The sequence below is a fragment of the Staphylococcus sp. MZ3 genome (genome assembly GCF_018622755.1).
Classification (GTDB): domain Bacteria; phylum Bacillota; class Bacilli; order Staphylococcales; family Staphylococcaceae; genus Staphylococcus; species Staphylococcus aureus.
Genome location: NZ_CP076026.1, coordinates 321,392 through 345,012, shown reverse-complemented (window position 1 = coordinate 345,012; position 23,621 = coordinate 321,392). Strand labels below are relative to the sequence as shown.

The following is a 23,621-nucleotide window of genomic DNA, read 5'->3' as shown; positions in this document are numbered from 1 at the left end:
AACAACATTTAAGATAAATATTTTATTAAGTAATATAGTTTCAATCTATATATAATTAGTTAATTTGTATTGGTATGAAAATAATTCAAACTATACAATTATAGTAAGTTTTCAGATTTTTCTAAATTAAAATAATGATTCATCTCATTAAGGGGAAGATGCATCATACAGTTTTGTGTATTCATTTAAACAAAGGGGTTGCTTTAATGAATCAATATCATTCTAATGCACAACAACCAAGTGCATGGCGTTTTTTTGTCTATAGTTTAGTGGGCATACTATGTTTCTTTATTCCTTTTACGATTAATGGTAACAACACTATTTTCGTCGATCATGTTCATCTAGCCATTCGCTCAATCATAGGTCCACTTATGCCCTATGTTGCACTGATTATGATTTTAATTGGTACAGCGTTACCAATAGTGAGACGTACTTTTATGACTTCAATCACAAACTTGGTCATTACATTATTTAAAGTTGCAGGTGCAATGATTGGTATAATGTATGTATTTAAAATCGGTCCATCAATACTATTTAAAGCTAACTATGGTCCGTTCTTGTTTGAAAAATTAATGATGCCATTAAGTATCTTAATTCCAGTAGGTGCAATTGCGCTTTCTTTATTAGTAGGCTATGGCTTATTAGAATTTGTCGGTGTTTATATGGAGCCTATTATGAGACCTATTTTTAAAACACCAGGAAAATCCGCTGTCGATGCAGTAGCTTCGTTTGTCGGCAGTTATTCCTTAGGATTATTGATTACTAATCGTGTCTATAAGCAAGGGATGTACAACAAACGAGAAGCCACGATTATTGCGACTGGCTTTTCAACAGTTTCAGCAACTTTTATGATTATCGTTGCTAAAACTTTAGGATTAATGCCGCATTGGAATTTATACTTTTGGATAACTTTAGTCATCACATTTGTCGTGACTGCAATTACTGCATGGCTACCGCCAATCACCAATGAATCAACAGAATATTATAACGGACAAGAAGGAGAACAAGAAGTTGCTATTGAAGGAAGCAGACTGAAAACTGCATATGCAGAGGCGATGAAACAAAATGCATTAACACCATCTCTCGTGAAGAACGTTTGGGACAATTTGAAAGACGGTTTAGAAATGACTGTTGGTATTTTACCTTCTATATTATCGATTGGTTTTTTAGGACTGATTGTAGCGAACTATACACCATTCATTGATTGGCTTGGCTATATATTCTATCCATTTATTTATATCTTCCCAATTGCTGATCAGGCTGTACTTGCAAAAGCGTCAGCGATTTCTATTGTAGAAATGTTTCTACCATCTTTGTTAGTAACTAAAGCTGCAATGAGTACTAAATTTGTCGTCGGTGTAGTAAGCGTATCAGCCATTATCTTTTTCTCAGCATTAGTGCCATGTATACTAGCAACTGAAATTAAAATACCTGTCTGGAAACTCATCATCATTTGGTTTTTACGCGTGGCGTTGTCGCTATTAATCACCATCCCCGTCGCTTTACTTATTTTTGGATAAAGTTGAAAATAAAATCACTATCATAAACAAACAAAACGAGATGAACCCATTACATTCATTCAGCCACCTAAGATAATTAGGTGCCTTTAATTAATGATGGTCATCTCGTTTTTTTATCGTTATCATTTAATCTTCCATAATTTGAACAAAACGTTTCGTAATTTCTTTTGGTCGTGTTATCGCACCACCAACGACTGAACAATGAACGCCTAAGTCCATCACACGTTTATACATATCCGGTGTAATGACATTACCTTCCGCAATAACTTTTGCATCAACACTTTGTAGTACATCTTTTAAAAATTGGAAGTCATTTTGATAAAGTAATTGTCCTTGCGTATAACTAGTATAGCCATGTAACGTCGTGCCAATATAATCAAAGCCAAGTCGTGCGGCATTTTTAGCTTCTTCAACGGTCGCGATATCAGCCATGATTTCAACGTTCGGTGCATGTGTTCTAATATATGATACTAATTCGTCTAACGTTTCTTTCGGACGTTGCTGTAACGTTGCATCCAATGCAATGACTTCACATTGGCTTTCTATCAGTTCATCAACTTCTTTTGACGTTGCAGTAATGAAAACATCTGAGTGATCATAGTCACGTTTCACAATGCCAATAACTGGTAAATCTACCGTTTCTTTAATTGCTAAAATGTCTTCCTTAGTATTTGCGCGAATACCAACAGCACCACCTTCATACGCAGCTAATGCCATTTTCGACATAATAAAAGATGAATGCAATGGTTCATCTGGTAGTGCCTGACAAGATACTATTAATCCATGTGGTAACATTATTCCTCACTCCATAAGTCGTTTTTTCACGTAAAGTCATTTACAATATATCATTAAGATAATTTTTATCAATGCTTTTTACTATCTTGAAAATATTTTTCATATATAATAGTAATCATTAAGATGAAGGGGTGACACAATGAAATTTGAGAATCGTGTTCAACGTTATCAACATTTATTTACAAAAACTGATAAACGCATCGTCAATTATATAAGACAAAATGGTTATAGCGATGCCTTTTCAACGATTAACTCCTTAGCCCATGCGATTGGTACATCACCAGCAACGATGACACGCTTTAGTCATAAGCTGGATTATGAGAATTTCCAAGATTTAAAATTTAATATTCAACAAGAAATGACAGAGACAGTTATTGAAAATAGCCCAATTATTCAAAGAATTCATAAATATCATCAACAAATCATTCAACAAACTGGTGAATTTATTGATAACGACATTATCCAAACCTTTATCGACAAACTTCAATCAAGTCGACATATACTCTTTGCTGGACTAGGTAGCTCTGGTTTATCAGCGACTGAATTTTATTATCGTATGATTCGTATGGGGCTAAAAGGTAATGTTACTACCGATTCACATTTAATGAAAATATCGGCATCCCTACTATCTCATTCGGATATGTTTATTGCTATGTCAAATAGTGGTAATACTTCGGAATTAATTTCTGCAGCGGAAGTCGCCAAATCTCATGGTGCATATGTCGTTGCCATCACAAATTTTGAAGGTAGTAAACTTACAGATTGTGCAGATTTAGTACTTTTAACAACGGATCAATCGCGTAATACCGACCATCAATTTATCAACACACAAATTGCGACACTCTTTTTAATCGATATCGTGAGTTATCATTTATTAGAAAATACGAATCTGAGTCAAACTTATCAACATACTAAATCTATTATCCTAGACAACAAATAACTAGTAGTATATTCAAATCCACCTGCAACTGTAGACAATCATCGTGATTGTCCCAACGAGTTGCTAGGTGCTTTTTTAATTTCAATACCAAATATTTTTTTCATTTTCTAAAATTTTAATATCTCAGCTTCTTCAATTTAATATGTCTGTGGCACACTGTTGGTTGATATAGTTTAGATTGGTCCTAGATAGAGTGTGATGTGTGGAACTAACAACAGCTCTCATCTCTCGTAACGGTTTCAAATTCTATTTTAGAATGACTCCTTCTTTCAACTATCATTGCAAACAGCCATATAATGCTGCATCATTTTTACTCTTAGTCGTTTGTATTGGTGCATAAACATAGTCTTTTGGTAAATAGTGTGCAACTTTCGGCTCGATATATTTAATGAGATTATCTCCTTGTTCAGATATACCGCCCCCAATTAATATAAGCCCTGGATCATACATGACCTGTATTTGGGCAATCCCTTCTGCTACATCTTCTGCCCACTCATTCAATATTTGTTTTGCAATATCATCACCTTCTTCAGCTGCTTCAAACAATACTGGCACATGTGTGCTTCTCGTAAATCCTCCGGCAATCATGCGCTTTTTCAATGCACTCGTTGCAGCACGTTGCTCAAACGTTGTATTTTCAGTTGGACGATACAATAAATACCCAACTTCATTTGCCTTATGAAGCTCACCATTATCAATATGACCTTGATTATTCTTGTACGCACCCCCAATGCCTGTACCAAGCGTCATACAAAAGATCCGTTCTGCTTGATATTGATGTAATTTCAATTCGCCTAGTAATGCAGCGTTTACATCATTTTTTACTTTGACATAAGGAGACAGTGATTTTAATAATCGCTTAAAATTAGTACCTTTATAATTCGGAATGGTTGGCCCTGCGTATACAATTTCGCCTTTTTGTTCATCAACAACGCCTGCTGATGAAATACCTATGACAGGTTGGATCAACTGATATTGCTTCATATATCCTGTTACAATCTCATATACTTTGTCAGTAATAAGCTCACTTTTGTTGTCCGGCGTTGATATTTGTTGATAGTCAAACATATTCAATTGCTTATCAATAACTGCCGATTTAATTTGAGTGCCTCCAATATCGATTGCGATGTAATACACCTTACTCACTCCATTTCTATTGATTTTGAAAAACATTTTCATTAATTATACATAAATATGACTACAATTTTCAAAAAGATATTGTTACATTTTATGATAGCGTTTACAATTATAGCTGTAAACTATATTATCAAATGATTTTTGGAGGGACTTCATAATGAACAAAGATTTAAAAGGTTTATATGCAGCGTTACTCGTTCCTTTTGATGAAAATGGTCAAGTAAATGAACAAGGACTCAAACAAATTGCTCAAAATGCCATTGAAACTGAAGAATTAGACGGTCTTTATGTAAATGGTAGCTCAGGCGAAAACTTTTTATTAAATACAGAGCAGAAGAAGCAAGTTTTCAAAGTTGCCAAAGAGGCAGTTGGGGATAAAGTGAAATTGATTGCTCAAGTAGGTTCGTTAGATTTAAATGAAGCCATTGAACTTGGAAAATATGCCACAGAACTCGGTTATGATGCACTTTCTGCCGTAACACCATTCTACTATCCATTTACTTTTGAAGAAATTAGAGATTACTATTTCGATATTATCGAAGCAACTCAGAACAATATGATTATTTATGCAATACCAGATTTAACAGGTGTGAATATTTCTATTGAACAATTCAGCGAGCTATTTAATCATGAAAAAATTGTTGGTGTTAAATATACAGCGCCAAACTTCTTCCTACTCGAACGTATTAGAAAAGCATTCCCAGACAAATTAATCTTATCTGGCTTTGATGAAATGTTAGTTCAAGCTACGATTTCTGGCGTAGATGGTGCAATTGGTTCTACATATAACGTTAATGGTCGCCGCGCTAGAAAAATCTTCGACTTAGCAAGACAAGGTCAAATTCAAGAAGCTTACCAACTACAACATGATTCAAACGACATTATCGAAACAGTGTTATCAATGGGGATTTATCCAACATTGAAAGAAATATTACGTCATCGTGGCATTGATGCAGGATTACCGAAAAGACCTTTCAAACCTTTTAACGAAGCACATCGACAAACATTAGATCAACTCATTGCAAAATACGATTTATAGACATCAAAGAATCAATACATTGTAAAGGGGATGTTGCCCATGAAAGAAGTTGGATTTGGCACACTAAACTGGGTTGCCGTTATCATTTATCTACTAGCTATGTTACTCATTGGCGTTTATTTTACCAAGCGCGCGAGTCAAAGTACGAATAGTTTCTTTACCGCAAGTGGTCGCTTGCCATCTTGGGTAGTTGGTTTTTCCATTTATGCTACTACATTAAGTGCAATTACGTTTATGTCTACACCAGAGAAAGCATTTTTAACAGATTGGTCATATATTGCAGGTAACATCGCTATCGTAGCAATTATTCCATTACTCATTTATTTCTATGTTCCATTCTTTAAAAAGTTAAAGGTAACATCTGCATATGAATATTTAGAAGCTAGATTCGGCCCTAGCATACGTGTTATTGGCTCATTATTATTTGTCGTTTACCATTTAGGGCGTGTTGCAATCGTTATCTACTTACCAACATTAGCAATCACATCTGTATCAGACATGAACCCTTATATCGTTGCATCACTCGTTGGTTTACTATGTATTTTATATACATTTTTAGGTGGATTCGAAGGTGTGGTTTGGAGTGATTTCATTCAAGGCGTCATTTTATTAGGCGGCGCTTTAGTTATTATTATTCTAGGTGTTATGAACATTAAAGGCGGTTTTGGCACTGTCTTTGCAGATGCGATTGAGCACAAAAAATTAATTAGTGCAGATAATTGGAAGCTAAACACTGCGGCAGCTGCCATTCCAATTATTTTCCTAGGAAATATTTTCAACAACTTGTATCAATACACAGCGAGTCAAGACGTCGTGCAGCGTTATCAAGCTTCTGATAGTTTAAAAGAAACAAATAAATCGTTATGGACAAATGGTATCCTAGCTTTAATTTCAGCACCCTTATTTTATGGTATGGGTACAATGCTGTATTCATTTTATACACATGAAGCTGTTTTACCAAAAGGCTTCAATACATCATCTGTAGTGCCATATTTCATTTTGACTGAGATGCCACCATTTGTAGCAGGATTACTTATTGCAGCCATTTTCGCCGCTGCACAGTCTACCATTTCATCTAGTTTAAATTCTATATCTGCTTGTATTTCAATCGACATTAAGCAACGCTTCTTCGGAAAAGGTAGCGAGCGACACGAAGTTAACTTTGCACGTTTGATTATCATCATTGCAGGTATTTTCGGTTTTGGAATGTCACTATACTTAATTGCTTCTAATTCAAATGACTTATGGGATTTATTCTTGTTTGTAACTGGATTATTCGGTGTTCCATTAGCTGGTGTATTTGCAGTTGGTATTTTCACTAAACGTACGAATACATTCGGTGTTATTTGTGGATTAATATTGGGTATCATCTTTGCTTATGTCTATAATGGTGTTGGCAAAGGTAACTCACCTTTCTATGTATCTACCATTTCATTTACAGTTGCTTTTGTCTTTGCTTATATACTTAGCTTCATTGTCCCTTCAAAACATAAAAAAGATATAACGGGATTAACAATTTTTGAAAAAGATAAACCATCAACATACATTTCAAAAACGGCTACGAAAAAGTAGATTGTTATGATAAAACCCCGTCACTAAGTTATGATGCGCTGTTGCGCCAACTTGGTGACGGGGTTTAGCTTTGCCATGAATTTAATTTAGGTGCTTCGATTAATTTACAATACTAAGCCAATGATTGATCCTGAAATGATTGAAGCTAGAGTTGAACCAAGTAGCAACCTCATTGCAAAGGATGCAACTTTTTCTCCTTGCTTATCACTAATTCCTTTAATTGAACCAACGATGATACCAACAGTACCGAAATTAGCAAAACTCACTAAGTAAACTGAGATAATACCTTGTGTTCTAGCTGATACATCACCCAAAACATTTTTAAAATCTAGCATTGCTACAAACTCATTGGTAATTAATTTTGTAGCCATTAAAGAGCCAGCTGGAACAGCTTCACTCCATGGAATCCCCATTAAGAATGCGATTGGTGCAAACACATAGCCAATAAGCTGTTTAAAGTTCAAACCAACACTACCAAACATGATATTAATTGCTTCCATTAATGAAATAAATGCTAACAACATTACGGCTACTACAACAGCGATTTTAAACCCATCCATCGCACTATCACCAATCATTTGGAAAAAGGCAACTTTCTTAGGCTTTCCTGTTTTTCCATTCAATGTTTTAGTTTCTGTGGATTTCGTTAAGTTATCAATTTCAACATCAGTATCATCAGATTTATAGGGATTGATTACACTGGCGATGATAAGCGCACTAAAAATATTTAACATTACTGCTGTAACTACGAACTTAGGTTCAATCATTTGCATATATGAACCCAACATTGCCATACTAACAGCACTCATACCAGATGTCGCAATTGTATATAATTTTGCTCTAGACAACTTTGGTATAATGTCTTTTATAGTTAAATACACTTCTGGCTGTCCAAACATCGCTGTTGAAATAGCAAAGTAACTTTCTAAGCGCCCCATTCTCGTTATTTTATTAATAGCGATACCTACATATTTGATAATAAATGGTAATACCTTAATATAATTAAAAATGCCTATTAATACAGAAATGAACACTAATGGCAGCAACACATTTAAAAAGAACGTAAAGCCATTTTTATTTTGTATATCTCCAAAAACAAAGTTTATACCTGCTTTACTAACATTTATTAACCCTTCAAAAAATGAGCCTAATGCAGTTAAGATTGTTAAACCAATCGTTGTGTTCATCATAAATAACACAATCAACACTTGAATAAATATCATTATTAACGTCTTTTTGAAGTCTATGTTTTTACGATCAAAACTGAATAAAAACGCAACAAATAGTGCAAATGCTATCCCTGTGATAGCGAATAAAATATTCATGTATCATCACCTACAATAATTTATTAACAGCGACAGCAATTTTAGCACCCAACGCCGCATTGTTTTCAACAAGTTTTATATTTGCTGCTAAACTTTTACCATTCGTTTTTTCTACAATTTTCCCTAACAAGAACGGTGTGGCGTCCTTACCTTTAATACCTTGATTTTCCGCTTCAACAACAGCTTCATTTATGATTGCCTCAATATATGCTTTTGATAAGGCATGCTCATATGGAATTGGATTAGCAACAACAATGCCACCTTCAAGATTTAACTGCTGTTTTGTTAAATGAATGTCAGCAAGTCGTTCTGGCGTTTCAACCGAACTTGTTAACTTAACACCGCTTTCGCGAGTGAAGAATGCTGGCAATTCATTCGTTTGATATCCAATAACTGGAACGCCTTTTGTTTCTAAATACTCCATCGTCTTAGGTAAGTCTAAAATTGATTTGGCACCTGCACAGATAACAGTGACATTTGTTTTAGACAGTTCTTCTAAGTCTGCTGAAATGTCCATCGTATGTTCTGCACCTTTATGGACGCCCCCAATACCTCCTGTAACAAAAAATTGAATACCAGCCATTGCAGCACATATCATCGTCGTCGCTACAGTAGTAGCACCAACACACTTCATCGCAACAACTTCTGCTAAATCCCTTCTAGATACTTTAGCAACGTCTTTACTAGTTGCCATTATTTCTAAATCTTCGCTTTCTAAACCAATTTTAATTTTGCCATCTATAATGGCTATGGTTGCTGGAATGGCACCATTATTCCTGATAATTTGCTCTACTGTTGTTGCCATTTCAACATTTTGTGGGTACGGCATACCATGCGAAATAATTGTTGATTCTAATGCTACAATCGGTTGATTGTTCTCCCGTGCTTGCTGAACTTCTCGAGAATACTCAATATACTTTTGTAAATTTGCCATTTTTATAATCCTCCATATCGTGATAAAGTTGCTGTTGATCTAGGTTTTGCCTAACTGTATATTTCGTTTCTATCGTTTTCTTTGCGTTAACCATACCAGCAATTAATATATCTTCAGTAGACATCCCATTTAACCAGCTATATACTACTGCAGCACAGAATGAATCGCCTGCACCTGTAACATCTTTCACACTATTTGATGGCATAACTGACTTGATGATTTCTTCCTCACCACTTCGATAAATGAGTTCTTTCACGCCATTTGTCACAATAACATTTTTAACACCTAAATCATTCCAGCGTTTAGCAGCTATTTTTAAATCATCAGTAGATTCTATTTTTAAATTTAAGTATGTTTCTGTTTCATCTTTATTCGTGATAATCCAATCAATAGCATGTAATGAATCAGGCATATTTTTCATTTTTGGGGAAGAAACCGTGGTGATAACTAATTTGATTTGATGTTTCGTGGTATAGGCACATAAGAAGTTTAATGCCTCTTTGCCTAAATTCAAATCGACAATAATGCACTTAGCCTTTTTCAATAAGTGTGAACGCTTAATTAAAAATTCAGGCGTAATGTAGTCAAACACTTCCATATCTGCTAAGCCATATGTCATGTCGCCTTCTTTACTAATTAAAGCTGTATATGAACCTGTACTCGCATTTTCAAATTGTTGAACATGATCCAAATTCATAAATGGTGTGGACAATCGTTTAATCATTTCCCATTCACTATCTTGTCCACTAGCAGATAAAAAAGCGACCGTTTCGCCAAGCCTACCTAAGTTCTCAGCAATATTTCTTGCTACGCCACCAATAGAGCGTGTTGACGTTACAGGATTTGATGTTTCTGCAACTAAATCTTTATGCACATAAAACTTACGATCTACATTCGCTGCGCCAATACAAACAATAGGATAATCTTCATTTAAAACATATGCCTTTCCCATAACATATTCCTTTTGTATTAATCCTGAAATAATGTTTGCTACGCTGGGTCTAGATAATCCAATTGCCTCAGCAAGTTCACGTTGTGAAATAAACGGATTATCTTTAATTCTTTTTAAAATTTCTTTCTCAGAATCGCTCATAACATCCCTCCTCATATTGACTTAAAATACTTGAATCAGTGAATTTACAAAAATATCGTAGCATGCTGTTATTTCTGTTGTAAACGCTTACATTTGCCGTTATATCAATGATATTTGTTTATAAAATACGCATAATTTCGTAAAAAGTAAGTTCATTCCATCGTGTAAAAGGTACTTGAGAAAATGATAAATGTTTATACAGTATGATATTTGTCGACAATAAATTATGACATTTTTATGTCTTATATTTTTCTATAAAAAAACGTGACTCATTATCGATTTTTTCATCGACTGAATCACGTTACTATGTTTTATTTGTTTTTACTATTCAATATGATGATGCTATGCGTCAACTGCACCTCGATTAATCATGTCTTGCTTAGTAACAATTGGATATTTTTTAAATACGATTGAACCAAGATAACCTGCAAGCGCACCTACAATCGCCATTACTACACCATAAATTACAATAGTCATTGGATGATTAAATCCAAACATTACTAAAAATCCTGCAATCGGTGTAGCTGTACCTGTCGCATCGTTAATTAAACCTGACATAGCAATAATTAAACCAGCAATCGCACCACCAAAGAAATTTGTAATATAGATTGGAATTGGATTGGCTGATACAATATCTGCTTGTGATAAAGGTTCAATACTTACTGCAATCGTAGACTTACGATCACCTAATTTTAAGCGATGGAATAGCGTCCCATTCATAAATGCCGAACTAAATGCTGCCATGGCACCAATAGCCATAGGTACACCCGTTAAACCTAATAATGCTGTCAATGCCATTGAACTCAATGGCGCTGTGCCGACAACCGTGATAATACCACCTAAAATGATACCCATGATAATTGGATTCGTATTCGTACTACTTTGGATAATATCACCAATTCGAATCAATGTACTATTCACTACTGGCGTTAATAATACTGCAATAAGACGAGCTAATGGCGCTAAGATGACAATCGATCCAATTAAGTCGACACCATCCGGCACATATTTCTCTGTATATTTCATCACATATCCAATCATATAACCCGCAAAGAAACCTGGTAATAAATCCATACCACCGCACGCGGCTGCTATAACTAATGCATATACTGGTGATACACCGATAGCTAATGCTGTTAATCCAGCGGCAGCGACACCACCTAGACCTCCCGCAGCGTCTCCTAGCTCTTCTAAAAATTTAATACCGAATACTTCGCCACCAACATATTTATTAAATGCTTCCACTAAAAATGTTGCGATTGCTGCATTAGCTAATGCTCCCATGGCACGCATACCATTAGGTGCTTTATATGTAAATAATGTAAAAATCACTAAGACCAAAAATAAAAATAAAGTACCTATCATTAAATCCATAACCATTGACCCCCATTACGATAATTTTATATTCAATCCCCATATTTAAATATTGAATACTTAGAGGCCATTTTACTACAAAAAATATTATATTTCACGGAATATTTCTAATTTTCGATAATAATTATTATTAATTGAATGTGAAAGTTTATTCAAATAATACATAAACATAAAAATACCGGCACATGATGTACCGGCTTAATAAAACTATTCTACTGTTTCATTTTCAAGATTAAGGACGCCATCTTTCATATGATATGAACGATCACAATATGCTTTAAGTCGTTCATCATGTGTAACAATAATACATGCTTTCTTTCTTTTTTTGGCTTGATCACGTAGAATTTTAATGACTTCAATCGCATTTTCAGTATCTAACGCCGCGGTAGGTTCATCCGCTAAAATAATCGACGGATTCGTATATAACGCTTTGGCTATCGCCACACGTTGTTTCTGACCACCTGAAATTTCTGAAGGTAACTTATTAAGCAATGAAGTTAGACCTAATTGTGACATAAGTTGCTGATAGTCTTCATTAGACATAACATTCTTATTTTTCTTTTTCAATAATGTAAATTGTTGCTTTACCGTTAAAAATGGTACAAGGTTTGTAGCTTGTAAAATAAAACCTATTTCAGACATTCTAACTTTTGCCAATGCTTTTTGCTTCATTGTCGTAATATCTTGGTTATTGATTAAAATGTGCCCAGATGTCGGCGTTTGTAAAGCACCTGCCATAGTTAGAAATGTACTTTTACCAGAGCCAGAAGGTCCAACCAATGCTATAATATCACCTTTATTTATCTCAAAATTTGTATCTTTAACCGCTTCAATGTTACGATTCCCATCTTTAAATGACTTTGTTACATTTTCAAATTTCAACATTTGCTACACCTCCTACCCAATCGCCTTTAACGGATCTATTTTTCTAATTGTTAAAATGGAGAATAAACTTCCTAATACAGAGACAATCATTAACACAATTGCAAATACGAGCAATGTTAGTACATCGAATTTGACAGGTACTGCATCAGGTAAAAATGCACCTGTAACGCCTGTTAACAGTAAGCCAAATGCCGTACCAAATAATGCTAATATGAGCGTCTGCGAAATAACTACGTTCGCTAAATAGCCATTCGTAAATCCTTGAGCCTTTAATATGCCAAATAAACTTGTTTTTTGTAATGTCATGACATATAAGAAAATGCCTATAACTGTAGCTGAAATGACAAATAAGAATGAAATCATAAAGTTTAATGTTAAGTTCTGTGGTTTATAACCTGGTAAATTTTCAATAAAGTCATTAATACTTACCGCTTCAAGCTCTTGGTTTAATTTTTTGTCTTTCCAATTTGTATCACGTACAACAACTGCATTAATTTTATCTCCAGTCAATCTAGGATTGATCTTGGCAATGGTAGCGTCATTCGTGAAAATGACTGGTGACGCATTATATTTTGCACTTTCTGTAAAACCTACGATATGCAATTTTTCATCTGATTGAGATAGTGATAATGTGTCACCAATTTTAAATCCTTTATTTTTAAGCGTTTCATCAGCTAACACTTCATTATCTTTAGTCGCTTTATGCCCTTCTATTAAACTCGGAACTAAAAATGATGACTTTTCAACACCGAACACTAAAACATTGTCTTTTTGATGGCCATTAGACACAATTTCCCCTGTTTGCTTCAAAGTAGCTTGCTTCTTGTATTTATTTTCAATATCTTTCTTGTTAAAAACAGATTGTTGCACAGTTTGATTGGCATCTTTATTTAGAACAATGGCATCTGCTTGCCACTTATCAATGCCTTCTTTATTCATATTGATAAGACCATTCGCCAATCCAGATAATAAAAATAGCAAGTAACTAATCATCGTTAACACACCAATAATTAGTCCAAACTTCAATTTGTTGCGCCGTATTTCATTCCAAGCTAAAAACATGCATTTCTCTCCCTACTACTATGATTTAAACATTGTTTATATTCTTAGATGCACGTACGTCGTGTTGCGCTCTGTAATGTTATACATACACTTATCCTTCATTATACCCGAACTTTTTATATTAAAAGCAAATTTATGGAAAATGCAATTAATTGTCTATTATTTTTGTACGGTACATTTAAAATTAAGGATCAATTTAAAAACGCCTACATATACCTTTAAGTACATGTAGACGTCCAATTCATATATTATTTAACTTCGCCTGTTTTAGGATCGAATTGCTTAATAGCATTTTTACGTAATTTATCTTTTGCTTTGTCACTTGCTTTATAGTTATTGTTGTAAATCGTAGCTTCCCAACTACCATACATTGGGTTAGGGAAAATGATATATTTCTTACCGAAATCGTCTTTATGTTTTTCAATTAATGCTTCACGAGATTCAGCTGTAGCTTCTTTTGGATCTGTAAAGTCTAATAAATTATCTCCAAATAGCATGACAAGTTTATGATCCTTTTGAACCATTTGTCTGCGTGATTCTTTACTCTTATCATCTTTACCTTTTAGTAAAATATGACTCTTCTTAGCTTGAGGGATACCTTGTTGTTTTAAGTTCTTTTGTGTTGCCTTTAAATCTTTTTCTTTATCTCTATCAGAAATATAGTAGATATCGACACCTTTTTTGTCAGCATATTTCAAGAATTCTTTTGCGCCATAGACAGGTTTAGCTTTAGCAGCTTGTACCCATTCATGCCAACCTTCTGGGAAAGGTTTATTATGTATTGATGCATAGCCTTGATATGGAGAATTATCTAAAACTGTTTCATCTAAATCCAAAGCAATAGCTAACTTATGTTTACCTTTATTCTTTTTAATCTCTTTATCTAACTGTGTCTTTGCACTGTTATAACCTTGTAAATATAATGCTTTTGCTTCAGCTGAATTTTGATACCAAGCCACTGCCATAATATTTTGATTACCAAGATTCGCCTTTTGTGATGCTGGTATAGAAGCTTGTTGCGTTTGTTGAACTTCAGCAGAACTTTTGGCAAACGCTGTAGAATTTGTCGTTTGTGGTGCTGAAACTGTAACCGCTACCGATAATGATGCTATTGCAATATACTTTGAAATTTTATTCATCTTATCACCTCATGATTAATATTTAAAATACAGTTAAAATTATAAATGCATTTATTTAATATTGCTATACTATGAAAAGATATTTAATATTATTTCTTGAAAAGCTAACAAATATGTGAACATTTCATATAAGCATGATTTAATGGGAGACCTATCACATGAGAGAGATTTGTGATTTATCACGTAATAAACTTAAATTCATTTGAGTGACTAGGCCTTCCTATCAGACATATTCACTCATCCACGTATCATTATGTGTACAGTGTGCTATCTCTTATTTACCTATTGGAACAACCATAAACTCATCCATAGTTTACCTTTTATAAATAGCAGTCCTCACTCATACAATTTCTCATAAAAATCACAACGCTCCAACGTATTTCCAACTTACTTTCACCTATTTTAATTCATAAAAACGACACTTTAATTGTCATTATCCAATAATAGCAAGACGTTATTATTGCAATCTTTTTTATAAAATAATAGAATCATAGTATTGTCATTTAAAGATAAAGTAAGAACGTTTTTATTTTTCAGATTTTTTAAATTATTATGAATATCTAGTTTTAGGAAGGAAATTACATTGAAAAAACAAGTTATTATTTCGGGCCTCATGTTATTTTCACTATTTTTTGGAGCCGGAAATTTAATATTCCCGCCCATTCTTGGCCATACAGCGGGTCAAAATATGTGGATTGGTATGCTAGGCTTTGCCCTTACAGGCATATTACTCCCCTTTATTACTGTTATTGTTGTTGCATTTTATGATGAAGGTGTTGAAAGTGTAGGCAATCGTATACATCCATGGTTCGGGTTTATTTTTGCTGTCGTGATTTACATGTCTATCGGAGCATTTTACGGTATTCCACGTGCTGCAAATGTCGCGTACGAAATTGGTACAAGACACATTTTACCTGTGCATAACCAATGGACTTTAATTATATTCGCAGCAATCTTTTTTGCCATCGTTTACTGGATTAGTTTAAATCCATCGAAAATCGTTGATAATTTAGGTAAATTATTAACACCATTATTACTATTAATGGTCGCTCTATTAAGTATTGCTGTCATTTTCAACCCTGAATCTGCACTAAGTGCACCTAAGGATAAATATATAACACATCCTTTCATTTCAGGAAGTTTGGAAGGCTATTTTACAATGGATCTTGTTGCTGCGTTAGCTTTTTCCGTAGTCATTGTCAATGGCTATAAGTTTAAAGGCCTCACAGATCGCATGAAAATTTTAAAATATGTCTGCTTTTCAGGTCTTATTGCAGCCATATTACTTGGAATGATTTACTTTGCACTTGCATACGTTGGGGCATCAACGGCTCCAGGAAACTTTAAAGATGGTACAGATATATTGACGTATAACTCATTACGCGTATTTGGTTCATTTGGCAACATAGTATTTGGTATGACAGTGATACTTGCATGTTTAACAACATGTATAGGACTCGTCAATGCTTGCGCCACATTTACTAAGAAACACGTACCTAAGTTTTCTTATAAAATATTCGCACTTATTTTCTCTATCATAGGGTTCTTATTTACAACACTTGGTTTAGAAATGATTTTAAAAATTGCTGTACCATTGTTGACATTAATATATCCCGTGTCGATTGCACTTGTACTCATATCATTTGCTAACATGTTTAGCACATTCAGATTCAGTTGGGCCTATCGACTCGCAACTGTTATTACATTGATTATTTCAATTTTACAAATACTAAATAGTTTCAACTTATTACACGGTGTTATTTTGAAATCGTTTATGATGTTACCTTTAGCAGATATCGATTTAGCTTGGCTTGTACCATTCATGCTCTTGGCAATAATAGGTTTCATCATCGATGTAGTTATACGCCGTCCGAAACAAGCGACAACTTAATAGACGCATAATCTCCTAGTAATGATCGTCGCATAATCTCCTAGTAATGATCGTCGCATCATTACTAGGCTTTTTTATATGAAATTCATGGATTTTCAGCGATACTGTCTGTCTATTGATTATTTTAAAATAATTGATTTGCCAAAAAATCCTATCAGTTATTCAAAAATATTAGTTTTTAAAATTAATTTTGTGAAATTATTCACAAATAAGGCGATTCATAGTATACTCTGATTAACAAATGAAAAGTGAGGATGTCATTGTGAAGGAGAAACATATTAAATGGGATAAGATATTTTATGGGGACGACTGGGTAAATAACGTAGTCGAAACAATAAGAACAAAAGATATATTACAAAGCGTTTATTTAAAACGTTATTTATTACGCGCGATGATGGCAGGATTTATTATCGGGATTATTACGGTCTTCGTATTATCAGTTAAAGCAACACACGAACCAGATTTACCGCCAGGCATTGTGAATATGGCCAGTGCCATTACATTCAGCTTTGCGTTAGTACTCATTTTATTTACAAACTCCGAACTACTAACCAGTAACTTCATGTACTTTACTGTAGGCCTGTATTATAAAGTAATTAAACCAACTAGAGTATTGAAAATATTTTTATTATGCTTTGCAGGAAATATTTTAGGTGCTGCTATTTTATTTAGTTTCATGCGTTTTTCAAATGTAATGACGCCAGATATGTTAAATCAGTTATCAGCAGTTATAGAGCATAAAACGTTGTCTACTGGTTTTGTAAGTATATTAATGAAAGCGATATTCGCCAATTTCTTTATCAATATTTCATTAGTTATTGCCATGCAAATTGACGATGTACTTGCAAAAATGTTTGTCATGATGTTCGGTGTTACCATATTCGCCTTTATGGGTTATGAACATGTCGTTTACAACAGTTGCTTATTTATGGGTGGTTTAATTTATCAAGTTGATACATTGCACTTCATACCAGCTATTTCGAATATCGCTGCGGCTTTTATCGGTAACTATATTGGAGGCGGACTCATTATAGGTTTATTCTATGCTTACTTGAATGATCATCATCAATTTTATAAAAATAATTAACTATATTTGAACAATGCGTTAGTCGATGCCTTTAATATTTAGAAGTGCATTGTCTAACGTATTTTTTTAAGTTCGTCAATGGTTTTTATCCGATGCTATGAGCATTATCAAATACAAAATGCTCTCTTAAAAGCAGTTATTGACTGAAAATCTACTTCTAAGAGAGCACTTTATTTAATTACTTAAGAAATCTTGAAATTTCAATATACGATGTTTATGATAAGTCGCTTATTTCATCTTTAGGCTTGTTATTAGTAAGGAGTTTAATACCACTGACTAACCATAAAGCAAATGTAATTATGTTACCACTTATTACAGCTCCAATAATCAACAATATACCACTCATTTTTTTGTTTTTAGATGCTTTAAACATACCGATTGCACCTAAAATAATTGAAATGATTCCAAATATGAATAGGGATAAGAATAATACAGTGAAAATTGCTGCTGCTGTTTCTGCATCAACTGGGTCAACCTCACCATTAACTGTTGTTGACACATCTGTAGTCATTACACCTGATGCTGCTAAAACCATCAATAGTAAACTAAATACCGTTGCTAAACCCTGAATCACAATTCCTATTATTGTCATTATTTTGATCGATTTTTCCATTGACTTACTCCTTTATTATTATTTACAAACTTACGTTTGTGTTCTTATATATAAATGTTTAAATTTATATCGTGTTTATTTTAAAAATTATTGTCGCTAAAGCTCATTTATTTTTTGAAGCTGGTTAAAAGTTTTAAAGAAAGCATACGTTAATCTTTTTCCACTTCTACATTTTCATCTTCATAATCTGCTTTATGGTCTTTCATATACTTAATTGGGTCTATTTCTCTATTGATTTCTGCCTTACCATCTTTTATTTCATATGCGAAATAATACATTTTTTCACGATCTTTATATAATTGAATACCAATAACAATGACTTTACCATCTTTATAAACATGTGTATTACTGTCTTCTTGTTTAATGTCTGTTTTAATAGTGTTTTGTACTTTCGAGGCAATTTTATTCATTTGATTCTGTTCTTTGTACACTTTATCAATATCTTTTTGATACTTTTCACCTTTATTAGAACAACCTGCCAATATAATTGCTAACATTAAAAATACTACCAATATTCTTTTCATCATTTTTCTCCTTAGATGGCTGTCATTTTCCACACACTACAATACTGATAATACGCTTTATCATTGTGATGTTTGAACAATGTTTTGCCAATTGTTATCAACTTAAAATTCGTTTAAATGTTTGACGCAAGATTTTGATTAATTATGATATTAAAGTCTTCTTAATATAAACATCTATTTCAGTGTTAATTTACAACTATCTACTGAAAATTATGTCATCATAATAAATTATGCAATAACTATTTGATACCTTTACATTGCTATGTATCTCTAAAAATTGCCTCCTATATATTTATTTAATTCCCAAATATTTAACTATTTATAATTATAGTAAAAAACATTTTAATAGTATATACTTTTCTCATATTTTTTTGATATAAGTTTTAAAAAATAAGTCGATGTGCATCAACTTTATAAAATACACTACAATAACCTTTTCAATTAATGGCAATTTTAAATTTATATCGTGATTTATTAATTAGTTAAACTCATTTATCCATGATGTATGGATACCGATAAGCTAATTGACTTTTTAAGTTGCAAATAATCTTATCGTTTACCTTCTTCTTTGAGTCAAATGTAAAACGAGGGTGATTTTGCACAGCCTTCTATAACATATATGCTACTCTTGGTCTTTAACATACTTCTCTACTTCTCGAATTTCTTCCATTTCATATTCCATATCTGGTAAAATACCAAATTTTTTGTACATATAGTAGTTTTCCTTTCCTGATGGGCCAAAACCTAATTTAATCCAATCTATATAATCAAATGATACTTTTAAATTTCCCTTTCTTGTAAAGTCAAATTCACATGATGTCCACGGTTCTAAATCTTCTTTTTTAAAAGTTTCTCTTAACTCATCAAACATTCGATAAACTTTAAACCATGAATTCTTAAAAATATCTTTTGAGACATTGCAATCTTTAGGAATATCTGAATAATAATTCAAATCTTCACTTCCTGGTTTAGTATAATTAAAAACAACCTCTCCACCTTCATCATCTACGTAGGCAATTGTATATACTTTTTCCCATTCTACTGGTATCATTCCACTGATTTCATTTGCAATTTCATTGTACATTTGACTTAGCTTTTCTTCGAAAGTCATGTTATCGCCCCTATAGTTCAGCTTCATCTTGCTCTTTAATATATTGCTCGATTTCTTTAACTTTATTAATTTCGTATTCCATTTCTGGTAAAACACCAAACTTTTTATACATATAATAGTTTTCACGGCCTAATTGATCAAACTCTGTATTTATCCAATCAATATAATCAAATGAAACTTTTAATTTACCTTCGCTTGTAAAATCAAATTCACATGATGTCCATGGTTCAAGACCTTCTTTTTTAAATAAATCCCTCAAATTCATAAACAAGTAATAAAGATTCATCCATAAATCATCAAATATTTCTTCTGAAATATTATAATCTCTAGATATATCCGTGTAATAATTCAATTCATCGCTACCTGGTTTAGTATAATTAAAAATGACCTCTCCACCTTGATCAGTTACATAGGCAATTGTATATATATTTTCCCATTCTACTGGTATCATTCCACTGATTTCATCTGCAATTTCATTGTACATTTGACTTAGCTTTTCTTCGAAAGTCATGTTATCGCCCCTATAGTTCAGCTTCATCTTGCTCTTTAATATATTGCTCGATTTCTTTAACTTTATTAATTTCATATTCCGTTTCTGGTAAAACACCAAACTTTTTATACATATAGTAGTTTTCCTTTCCTGATGGACCAAATTCTGAATTCATCCAATCAACATAATCAAATACAACATTCAATTTACCATCTCTTGTAAAGTCAAATTCACATGATGTCCATGGTTCTAAATCTTCTTCTTTAAATGCGTTTCTTAACTTCTTAAACAATCTATATAAATCCGTCCACAAATCATAAAATACTTTTTCAGAGACATTATACTCTCTAGGGATATATGTGTAATAATTCAAGTCCTCGCTACCTGGTTTAGTATAATTAAAAACGACCTCTCCACCTTGATCATCTACATAAGCAATTGTATATACTTTTTCCCACTCTACCGGTATCATACTGCTAATCTTATTCGCAATCTCGTTGTACATTTGACTTAGTTTTTCTTCGAAAGTCATATTATCTCCCCTATAGTTCAGCTTCATCTTGCTCTTTAATAAATTGCTCGATTTCTTTAACTTTATTAATTTCATATTCCGTTTCTGGTATAACACCAAACTTTTTATACATATAGTAGTTTTCCTTTCCTGATGGACCAAAACCTAATTTAATCCAATCTATATAATCAAACGATACTTTCAAATTACCCTCTCTTGTAAAATCAAATTCACATGATGTCCATGGTTCAAGACCTTCTTTTTTAAATAAATCCCTCAAATTCATAAACAAGTAATAAAGATTCATCCATAAATCATCAAATATTTCTTCTGAAATATTATAATCTCTAGATATATCCGTGTAATAATTCAAATCTTCACTTCCAGGTTTTGTATAATTAAAAATGACCTCTCCACCTTGATCATCTACATAAGCAATTATATATACTTTTTCCCACTCTACCGGTATCATACTGCTAATCTTATTCGCAATCTCGTTGTACATTTGACTTAGTTTTTCTTCGAAAGTCATATTATCTCCCCTATAGTTCAGCTTCATCTTGCTCTTTAACATAATCTTTTATTTTTTTAACCCAATTTATGGCATATTCTTTTTCAGGCCAAATTCCAAATTTTTTATACATATAATAATGTTCTCTTCCCATTGGTCCAAATTCTGAATTCACCCAATCAATATAATCAAAAGATACATTCAATTTGCCATCTCTTGTAAAGTCAAATTCACATGATGTCCATGGTTCGAGTCCTTCTTCTATAAACAATTCTCTTAAATTATCAAATTGCTTATATAATTCATATACTGAGTCCATAAATTCTGATCTTGGTATATTATATTTATTTAACACGCTCGTATAGTAAAATAATTCATCACTGCTTGGTTCAGTATAATTGTAAAACACTTCTCCACTTCTTTCATTTACATAAGCCATTGCATATACCGTTTCCCATTCTACCGGTATCATACTGCTAATTTTATTCGCAATCTCATTGTACATTTCATTTAGTTTTTCTTCGAAAGCCATGTTATCTCCCCTATATTTCAGCTTCATCTTGCTCTTTAATATATTGTTCGATTTCTTTAATTTCTTTCATTTCATATTCCATTTCTGGTATAACCCCAAATTTTTTGTACATATAATAATTTTCACGGCCTAATTGATCAAACTCCGTATTAACCCAATCAATATAATCAAAAGATACATTCAATGTACCTTCTCTTGTAAAATCAAATTCGCATGATGTCCATGGTTCTAGTCCTTCTTCTTTAAATAAATTTCTTAATTCCTCAAACAAATCATATAAATCCATCCATAAATCATCAAATACTTGCACAGAAATGTTATACTCCTTAGGTATATCGGTGTAATAATTCAATTCATCGCTGTTTGGTTTAGTATAATTAAAGAATACTTCACCTCCTCCATCATCTATATAAGCCATTGTATATACCTTTTCCCATTCTACTGGTATCATGCTACTAATTTTATTCGAAATCTCGTTGTACATTTCATTTAGTTTTTCTTCGAAAGTCATGTCATCTCCCCTATATTTCAGCTTCTTCTTGCTCTTTAATATATTGTTCGATTTCTTTAATTTCTTCCATTTCATATTCCATTTCTGGTATAACCTCGAATTTTTTGTACATATAATAATTTTCAAGACTCAATTGATCAAATTCTGTATTTAACCAATCTATATAATCAAAAGATACTTTCAATTTACCATCTCTTGTAAAATCAAATTCACATGATGTCCATGGTTCATGTCCTTCTTTTTTAAAAGTTTCTCTTAACTCATCAAACATTCGATAAACTTTCATCCATAAATCCATAAAAATATCATTTGAGACATTGCAATCTTTAGGAATATCTGAATAATAATTCAATTCTTCACTTCCAGGTTTAGTATAATTAAAAATGACCTCTCCACCTTGATTATCTACATAAGCAATTGTATATACCTTTTCCCACTCAACCGGTATCATTCCACTAATCTCATTTGCAATTTTATTGTACATTTCACTTTGTTTTTCTTCGAAAGTCATGTTATCGCCTCTATTGTTCAGCTTCATCTTGCTCTTTAATATATTGTTCGATTTCTTTAATTTCTTCCATTTCATATTCCATTTCTGGTATAACCTCGAATTTTTTGTACATATAATAATTTTCAAGACTCAATTGATCAAATTCTGTATTTAACCAATCTATATAATCAAAAGATACTTTCAATTTACCATCTCTTGTAAAATCAAATTCACATGATGTCCATGGTTCATGTCCTTCTTTTTTAAAAGTTTCTCTTAACTCATCAAACATTCGATAAACTTTCATCCATAAATCCATAAAAATATCATTTGAGACATTGCAATCTTTAGGAATATCTGAATAATAATTCAATTCTTCACTTCCAGGTTTAGTATAATTAAAAATGACCTCTCCACCTTGATTATCTACATAAGCAATTGTATATACCTTTTCCCACTCAACCGGTATCATTCCACTAATCTCATTTGCAATTTTATTGTACATTTCACTTTGTTTTTCTTCGAAAGTCATGTT

The 23,621-nt window shown here is 32.8% G+C and carries 26 protein-coding genes; 7 read left to right on the top strand and 19 right to left on the bottom strand.

Annotated elements, in window-relative coordinates; translation table 11 throughout:
• The first annotated feature begins 206 nt into the window (after positions 1–206).
• Entirely contained in the window at positions 207–1,520 is a 1,314-nt protein-coding gene (locus tag KI230_RS01510) for a YjiH family protein (protein ID WP_001077730.1), read from the top strand.
• A 126-nt stretch (positions 1,521–1,646) separates the two neighbouring features.
• Here the strand turns inward: KI230_RS01510 and KI230_RS01505 are convergent, their stop codons facing one another.
• Positions 1,647–2,315, bottom strand: a complete 669-nt coding sequence (locus KI230_RS01505; protein WP_000936720.1) for an N-acetylmannosamine-6-phosphate 2-epimerase — start codon at positions 2,313–2,315, stop codon at positions 1,647–1,649.
• Positions 2,316–2,454: 139 nt separating this feature from the next.
• Between KI230_RS01505 and rpiRa the strand changes: the two genes are divergently transcribed.
• Complete coding sequence (rpiRa, locus tag KI230_RS01500) at positions 2,455–3,255, top strand: pentose phosphate pathway transcriptional regulator RpiRA (RefSeq protein WP_000667382.1); 801 nt, start codon at positions 2,455–2,457, stop codon at positions 3,253–3,255.
• Positions 3,256–3,531: 276 nt separating this feature from the next.
• Here rpiRa and KI230_RS01495 read toward each other — a convergent pair whose 3' ends face one another.
• Positions 3,532–4,392, bottom strand: a complete 861-nt coding sequence (locus KI230_RS01495) for an ROK family protein (protein WP_000291445.1) — start codon at positions 4,390–4,392, stop codon at positions 3,532–3,534.
• Between the two features lie 157 nt (positions 4,393–4,549).
• On the opposite strand from KI230_RS01495, the gene KI230_RS01490 reads away from it, so the two are divergent.
• Positions 4,550–5,431 (top strand): N-acetylneuraminate lyase, encoded by an 882-nt coding sequence (locus tag KI230_RS01490; RefSeq protein WP_001030738.1) that lies wholly within the window; start codon positions 4,550–4,552, stop codon positions 5,429–5,431.
• A gap of 39 nt (positions 5,432–5,470) precedes the next feature.
• Positions 5,471–7,003 (top strand): sodium:solute symporter family protein, encoded by a 1,533-nt coding sequence (locus KI230_RS01485; RefSeq protein ID WP_045177497.1) that lies wholly within the window; start codon positions 5,471–5,473, stop codon positions 7,001–7,003.
• A gap of 104 nt (positions 7,004–7,107) precedes the next feature.
• Here KI230_RS01485 and KI230_RS01480 read toward each other — a convergent pair whose 3' ends face one another.
• From KI230_RS01480 to KI230_RS01465, 4 genes are all read right to left on the bottom strand, one after another.
• Complete coding sequence (locus KI230_RS01480; RefSeq protein ID WP_001022967.1) at positions 7,108–8,328, bottom strand: NupC/NupG family nucleoside CNT transporter; 1,221 nt, start codon at positions 8,326–8,328, stop codon at positions 7,108–7,110.
• A gap of 10 nt (positions 8,329–8,338) precedes the next feature.
• Entirely contained in the window at positions 8,339–9,262 is a 924-nt protein-coding gene (locus KI230_RS01475; protein WP_000002075.1) for a pseudouridine-5'-phosphate glycosidase, read from the bottom strand.
• Complete coding sequence (locus KI230_RS01470) at positions 9,237–10,355, bottom strand: carbohydrate kinase (RefSeq protein ID WP_001283968.1); 1,119 nt, start codon at positions 10,353–10,355, stop codon at positions 9,237–9,239. Before KI230_RS01470 ends, KI230_RS01475 begins: the two co-directional genes overlap by 26 nt.
• A 342-nt stretch (positions 10,356–10,697) precedes the next feature.
• Positions 10,698–11,687 carry a PTS sugar transporter subunit IIC gene (locus KI230_RS01465; RefSeq protein WP_001822575.1) on the bottom strand — a complete coding sequence of 330 codons (990 nt, stop codon included), beginning with the start codon at positions 11,685–11,687 and terminating at the stop codon, positions 10,698–10,700.
• On the opposite strand from KI230_RS01465, the gene KI230_RS13725 reads away from it, so the two are divergent.
• Positions 11,638–11,778, top strand: a complete 141-nt coding sequence (locus tag KI230_RS13725; RefSeq protein ID WP_072353785.1) for a hypothetical protein — start codon at positions 11,638–11,640, stop codon at positions 11,776–11,778. The genes KI230_RS01465 and KI230_RS13725 overlap by 50 nt on opposite strands.
• A gap of 158 nt (positions 11,779–11,936) precedes the next feature.
• On the opposite strand, the gene KI230_RS01460 is transcribed toward KI230_RS13725, so the two are convergent.
• The 3 genes from KI230_RS01460 to KI230_RS01450 all read right to left on the bottom strand — a co-directional run bounded on the left by KI230_RS01460 (position 11,937) and on the right by KI230_RS01450 (position 14,815).
• The gene (locus tag KI230_RS01460; protein ID WP_000911017.1) at positions 11,937–12,614 is read right to left on the bottom strand and encodes an ABC transporter ATP-binding protein; all 678 of its coding nucleotides are present in this window, start codon (positions 12,612–12,614) and stop codon (positions 11,937–11,939) included.
• 12 nt (positions 12,615–12,626) lie between these two features.
• Positions 12,627–13,676 carry an ABC transporter permease gene (locus KI230_RS01455; RefSeq protein ID WP_000477931.1) on the bottom strand — a complete coding sequence of 350 codons (1,050 nt, stop codon included), beginning with the start codon at positions 13,674–13,676 and terminating at the stop codon, positions 12,627–12,629.
• 248 nt (positions 13,677–13,924) lie between these two features.
• The gene (locus tag KI230_RS01450; protein ID WP_001033876.1) at positions 13,925–14,815 is read right to left on the bottom strand and encodes a 5'-nucleotidase, lipoprotein e(P4) family; all 891 of its coding nucleotides are present in this window, start codon (positions 14,813–14,815) and stop codon (positions 13,925–13,927) included.
• A gap of 583 nt (positions 14,816–15,398) precedes the next feature.
• Here KI230_RS01450 and brnQ2 point away from each other — a divergent pair.
• Both brnQ2 and KI230_RS01440 read left to right on the top strand, forming a co-directional pair.
• Entirely contained in the window at positions 15,399–16,706 is a 1,308-nt protein-coding gene (brnQ2, locus tag KI230_RS01445) for a branched-chain amino acid transport system II carrier protein BrnQ2 (RefSeq protein ID WP_045177490.1), read from the top strand.
• A 262-nt stretch (positions 16,707–16,968) separates the two neighbouring features.
• Positions 16,969–17,793, top strand: coding sequence for a formate/nitrite transporter family protein (locus KI230_RS01440; RefSeq protein WP_000659770.1), 825 nt, complete (start codon positions 16,969–16,971; stop codon positions 17,791–17,793).
• Between the two features lie 214 nt (positions 17,794–18,007).
• On the opposite strand, the gene KI230_RS01435 is transcribed toward KI230_RS01440, so the two are convergent.
• The 10 genes from KI230_RS01435 to KI230_RS01390 form a co-directional block, all read right to left on the bottom strand.
• Positions 18,008–18,406 carry a DUF4064 domain-containing protein gene (locus KI230_RS01435; protein ID WP_000415665.1) on the bottom strand — a complete coding sequence of 133 codons (399 nt, stop codon included), beginning with the start codon at positions 18,404–18,406 and terminating at the stop codon, positions 18,008–18,010.
• Positions 18,407–18,555: 149 nt separating this feature from the next.
• Complete coding sequence (locus KI230_RS01430) at positions 18,556–18,930, bottom strand: DUF4467 domain-containing protein (protein ID WP_000822161.1); 375 nt, start codon at positions 18,928–18,930, stop codon at positions 18,556–18,558.
• Positions 18,931–19,552: 622 nt separating this feature from the next.
• Positions 19,553–20,041, bottom strand: a complete 489-nt coding sequence (locus KI230_RS01425; RefSeq protein WP_001837543.1) for an antitoxin YezG family protein — start codon at positions 20,039–20,041, stop codon at positions 19,553–19,555.
• A gap of 10 nt (positions 20,042–20,051) precedes the next feature.
• Positions 20,052–20,552 (bottom strand): TIGR01741 family protein, encoded by a 501-nt coding sequence (locus KI230_RS01420; protein ID WP_000142063.1) that lies wholly within the window; start codon positions 20,550–20,552, stop codon positions 20,052–20,054.
• A gap of 10 nt (positions 20,553–20,562) precedes the next feature.
• Complete coding sequence (locus tag KI230_RS01415; RefSeq protein ID WP_000142136.1) at positions 20,563–21,063, bottom strand: TIGR01741 family protein; 501 nt, start codon at positions 21,061–21,063, stop codon at positions 20,563–20,565.
• Positions 21,064–21,073: 10 nt separating this feature from the next.
• A complete protein-coding gene (locus tag KI230_RS01410) occupies positions 21,074–21,574 on the bottom strand; it encodes a TIGR01741 family protein (protein ID WP_214958302.1) in 501 nt (166 codons plus the stop codon).
• A gap of 10 nt (positions 21,575–21,584) precedes the next feature.
• Positions 21,585–22,085, bottom strand: coding sequence for a TIGR01741 family protein (locus KI230_RS01405; protein ID WP_000863384.1), 501 nt, complete (start codon positions 22,083–22,085; stop codon positions 21,585–21,587).
• Positions 22,086–22,095: 10 nt separating this feature from the next.
• On the bottom strand, positions 22,096–22,596 hold the full coding sequence (locus KI230_RS01400; RefSeq protein WP_000141966.1) for a TIGR01741 family protein: 501 nt from the start codon (positions 22,594–22,596) through the stop codon (positions 22,096–22,098).
• Between the two features lie 10 nt (positions 22,597–22,606).
• A complete protein-coding gene (locus tag KI230_RS01395) occupies positions 22,607–23,107 on the bottom strand; it encodes a TIGR01741 family protein (RefSeq protein ID WP_000142152.1) in 501 nt (166 codons plus the stop codon).
• 10 nt (positions 23,108–23,117) lie between these two features.
• Complete coding sequence (locus tag KI230_RS01390) at positions 23,118–23,618, bottom strand: TIGR01741 family protein (RefSeq protein WP_072384828.1); 501 nt, start codon at positions 23,616–23,618, stop codon at positions 23,118–23,120.
• Between the last annotated feature and the right edge of the window lie 3 nt (positions 23,619–23,621).

What these genes read in the sequence shown, in the direction of transcription:
- KI230_RS01510 (WP_001077730.1), top strand. Translation starts at nt 207, where the DNA reads ATGAATCAATATCATTCTAATGCACAACAACCAAGTGCATGGCGTTTT.
- KI230_RS01505 (WP_000936720.1), bottom strand. Translation starts at nt 2,315, where the DNA reads ATGTTACCACATGGATTAATAGTATCTTGTCAGGCACTACCAGATGAA.
- rpiRa (WP_000667382.1), top strand. Translation starts at nt 2,455, where the DNA reads ATGAAATTTGAGAATCGTGTTCAACGTTATCAACATTTATTTACAAAA.
- KI230_RS01490 (WP_001030738.1), top strand. Translation starts at nt 4,550, where the DNA reads ATGAACAAAGATTTAAAAGGTTTATATGCAGCGTTACTCGTTCCTTTT.
- KI230_RS01485 (WP_045177497.1), top strand. Translation starts at nt 5,471, where the DNA reads ATGAAAGAAGTTGGATTTGGCACACTAAACTGGGTTGCCGTTATCATT.
- KI230_RS01480 (WP_001022967.1), bottom strand. Translation starts at nt 8,328, where the DNA reads ATGAATATTTTATTCGCTATCACAGGGATAGCATTTGCACTATTTGTT.
- KI230_RS01475 (WP_000002075.1), bottom strand. Translation starts at nt 9,262, where the DNA reads ATGGCAAATTTACAAAAGTATATTGAGTATTCTCGAGAAGTTCAGCAA.
- KI230_RS01470 (WP_001283968.1), bottom strand. Translation starts at nt 10,355, where the DNA reads ATGAGCGATTCTGAGAAAGAAATTTTAAAAAGAATTAAAGATAATCCG.
- KI230_RS13725 (WP_072353785.1), top strand. Translation starts at nt 11,638, where the DNA reads ATGGCACGCATACCATTAGGTGCTTTATATGTAAATAATGTAAAAATC.
- KI230_RS01460 (WP_000911017.1), bottom strand. Translation starts at nt 12,614, where the DNA reads ATGTTGAAATTTGAAAATGTAACAAAGTCATTTAAAGATGGGAATCGT.
- KI230_RS01455 (WP_000477931.1), bottom strand. Translation starts at nt 13,676, where the DNA reads ATGTTTTTAGCTTGGAATGAAATACGGCGCAACAAATTGAAGTTTGGA.
- KI230_RS01450 (WP_001033876.1), bottom strand. Translation starts at nt 14,815, where the DNA reads ATGAATAAAATTTCAAAGTATATTGCAATAGCATCATTATCGGTAGCG.
- KI230_RS01435 (WP_000415665.1), bottom strand. Translation starts at nt 18,406, where the DNA reads ATGGAAAAATCGATCAAAATAATGACAATAATAGGAATTGTGATTCAG.
- KI230_RS01430 (WP_000822161.1), bottom strand. Translation starts at nt 18,930, where the DNA reads ATGAAAAGAATATTGGTAGTATTTTTAATGTTAGCAATTATATTGGCA.
- KI230_RS01425 (WP_001837543.1), bottom strand. Translation starts at nt 20,041, where the DNA reads ATGACTTTCGAAGAAAAGCTAAGTCAAATGTACAATGAAATTGCAAAT.
- KI230_RS01420 (WP_000142063.1), bottom strand. Translation starts at nt 20,552, where the DNA reads ATGACTTTCGAAGAAAAGCTAAGTCAAATGTACAATGAAATTGCAGAT.
- KI230_RS01415 (WP_000142136.1), bottom strand. Translation starts at nt 21,063, where the DNA reads ATGACTTTCGAAGAAAAACTAAGTCAAATGTACAACGAGATTGCGAAT.
- KI230_RS01410 (WP_214958302.1), bottom strand. Translation starts at nt 21,574, where the DNA reads ATGACTTTCGAAGAAAAACTAAGTCAAATGTACAACGAGATTGCGAAT.
- KI230_RS01405 (WP_000863384.1), bottom strand. Translation starts at nt 22,085, where the DNA reads ATGGCTTTCGAAGAAAAACTAAATGAAATGTACAATGAGATTGCGAAT.
- KI230_RS01400 (WP_000141966.1), bottom strand. Translation starts at nt 22,596, where the DNA reads ATGACTTTCGAAGAAAAACTAAATGAAATGTACAACGAGATTTCGAAT.
- KI230_RS01395 (WP_000142152.1), bottom strand. Translation starts at nt 23,107, where the DNA reads ATGACTTTCGAAGAAAAACAAAGTGAAATGTACAATAAAATTGCAAAT.
- KI230_RS01390 (WP_072384828.1), bottom strand. Translation starts at nt 23,618, where the DNA reads ATGACTTTCGAAGAAAAACAAAGTGAAATGTACAATAAAATTGCAAAT.